Origin of the sequence: Xanthovirga aplysinae, assembly GCF_009711365.1 — a bacterium.
GTDB classification, from domain to species: domain Bacteria; phylum Bacteroidota; class Bacteroidia; order Cytophagales; family Cyclobacteriaceae; genus Xanthovirga; species Xanthovirga aplysinae.
In genome coordinates this window covers 1-2,307 of record NZ_SMMB01000548.1, presented here as the reverse complement: position 1 = coordinate 2,307, position 2,307 = coordinate 1, and the positions used below count along the sequence as shown (strand labels likewise).

Here is a 2,307-nt window from a genome sequence, read left to right as displayed (position 1 = left end):
AAAGATTTACTACCTGTTTAGCAAGCGCTTTTAAGGAATCAATCTGTTCCTCCGATAATATTTTAGGAGCACGATCAATTACGCAAAGAGTGCCAAGTGCATAACCTTGAGGATTTACAAGGGAAACACCAGCATAAAATACTATGCCAGGATCACTTATTACAGTAGGATTATCCACAAATCGCTCATCCTTTCGAGTATCTGGAATGATAAATAATTCACTGGGTTCATTGATAGCGTGTGCACAAAAGGAATACTCTCTAGGCCCTCCCTTTTTTTCTATGCCGTAATTGGATTTAACATATTCCTTTGTTGAGCCAATTAGGTTAACCAGAGAAATCTGAGTTTGGCATATTTGAGAAGCTATTTTGGTAATATTATCATAATCCTGCTCAGGCAGAGAATTCAAAATGGAATATTCCTCTAAAGCTTTTATTCTTCCCTTTTCATTCTTTGGAATGGGTGCCTTTTTCATTGGTTAAGTTCTTGCTCCTTCCTACTTACCTCAACACCTAAATGATTGAAAAACACTCATTTTCGTGTCATTTTTAGCTAGAAGAAGGAGAGAAAGGTTTAAAAAATCTGTGGATAGAAAAGAATAATCCAAAAGTTTAAAAAGCCCGATTTAGAACTTTTACCTAAACCGGGCTAGATTTCTTCCAATTTTCAATTTATTAGTCTTGAAGGGAAAGGCTAATCACATAAAAACAACCTAATTTACCAGCCTATCAATCCTTCTTTTTACTTTGAGTAAAGAAAGTAGGTTTCAACGTCAACATTGCCCAGGCAAAGTTATTTGTTTTACTGCTATCACCCCCTTTTAAAGCCTCCAGGGTTTCCCCTCCGAACATTTGGGAATAACCTATATTAAGTTTTACATCTTTGGCTATCTGGTATCCAAAAGTAAGGTCCACCTCAACCCCCATAAATTTATCCAATTCTTGAGAAGCATCTTCTAAATCAGCCACAGAGGCTTGAGAAAAGAAGGAATGAATATCAGCTCCTAGAGCTAATTTATCTTTTTTATGTTTCAAATTAATATAAGCATCTTGTAATCCTACATTTCCATGAGGGCTACCTACATAAAAGTAATCCATAAAACCGTAAAACTTATGGTTGGTACCATAGAAAGGAGTAAAGACCTTATTTTTTATTGAGCCTTCTCCTGAAGAAACGATTTGATCTTGTCCACTTAGCAAATCATAACCTGCTCCAATAGAGTAAGCTGGATTGATCAAGTAAGTCAAATTAGCATTGGCCATATAAGCATTCAGATCCTGATCAAGGGCATCCTTACCTCCTTGATAGTAGAAGGAAACGTGAGTCAGCCATTTATCTGCTTTGTAATTGATGTCCGTACCAATGGTTTGACTGTACACTATTTTATCTTCAAACTCATTTCCATTATTTAAGAACAGCAAACTGGCCTTCAACTGCTCCCAATCCTTATGTAACCACAAATACTGAAAAGCTTTATATGAATTCGGCACCTCATAAGGAGTTTTTACCAATACCATTCCATTCTGGTTATAGGCCAATCCAAAATGTGCCTGAAAGCTATCTCCACTTTTGTATTTCAATAAGGCCGCATCGTGGCTTCTTGCTTGTTGAGCCCAGTCCACATTTCCAAAAATCCTGTGGTCATCATAAATGATTTCCTGACGACCCAGCTTCAATGAAAAAGCCTGGTTAAATCGAATGTCAGCCCATGCCTCATGTATAGAAGTAAGACCATCGGTAGTATTCAATTGAGGCACACTTCCCCAAGTCCTAATATCCTGTAAAACTAATTTAAATTGATAACGGTCCGATAAATACTGTAAATTCAATCTACTCCTCTGGCTTATAAATAGCCCTGCTTTTTGTCCCTCCTGAATTAAAGTTTTGGTTCCATGGTTATATTCCGTTCTGGGCCTGAATTCTCCACTAAGGGTAAATTGCCCCTGGGCCCAAGTGTAGCTGGTGCTTGCTAGAATTAGGCCTGTAATGAGTATGATGTAATTAAGCTTCATAGTAAATAGGCTTGAATTGAAAAAATATTATTTTTTGGTAAAGGTACATGGCATGAGTCTTTGTCGCGATGAGCTGGATCAACCTTAAACATGAGTTTTCTCATATTTAAAAACTTTTTGTCTTACTTGATACCATTAGATCAAAAGCATGCATTGAAATAATTTAAGCGTGACACATGAACAGGTAAAATTTTCCCTGATTATTAACTTTAAGCAATTACAGCAAAACCTATATAATGCATTATATTTATAGTAATAATAACTAAAATAGACCAAAAATTAATTAAACAAGTTA

At 36.1% G+C, this 2,307-nt stretch carries 2 protein-coding genes; both read right to left on the bottom strand.

The annotated features are described in order from the left end of the window. Window positions 1-475, bottom strand: a 475-nt coding sequence (locus tag E1171_RS02565) for a GAF domain-containing protein (RefSeq protein WP_155203777.1), incomplete at its 3' end; no start/stop codon positions are given. Window positions 476-728: 253 nt separating this feature from the next. Then, window positions 729-2,012, bottom strand: coding sequence for an alginate export family protein (locus E1171_RS02560; RefSeq protein WP_155203775.1), 1,284 nt, complete (start codon window positions 2,010-2,012; stop codon window positions 729-731). Window positions 2,013-2,307 lie beyond the last annotated feature (295 nt).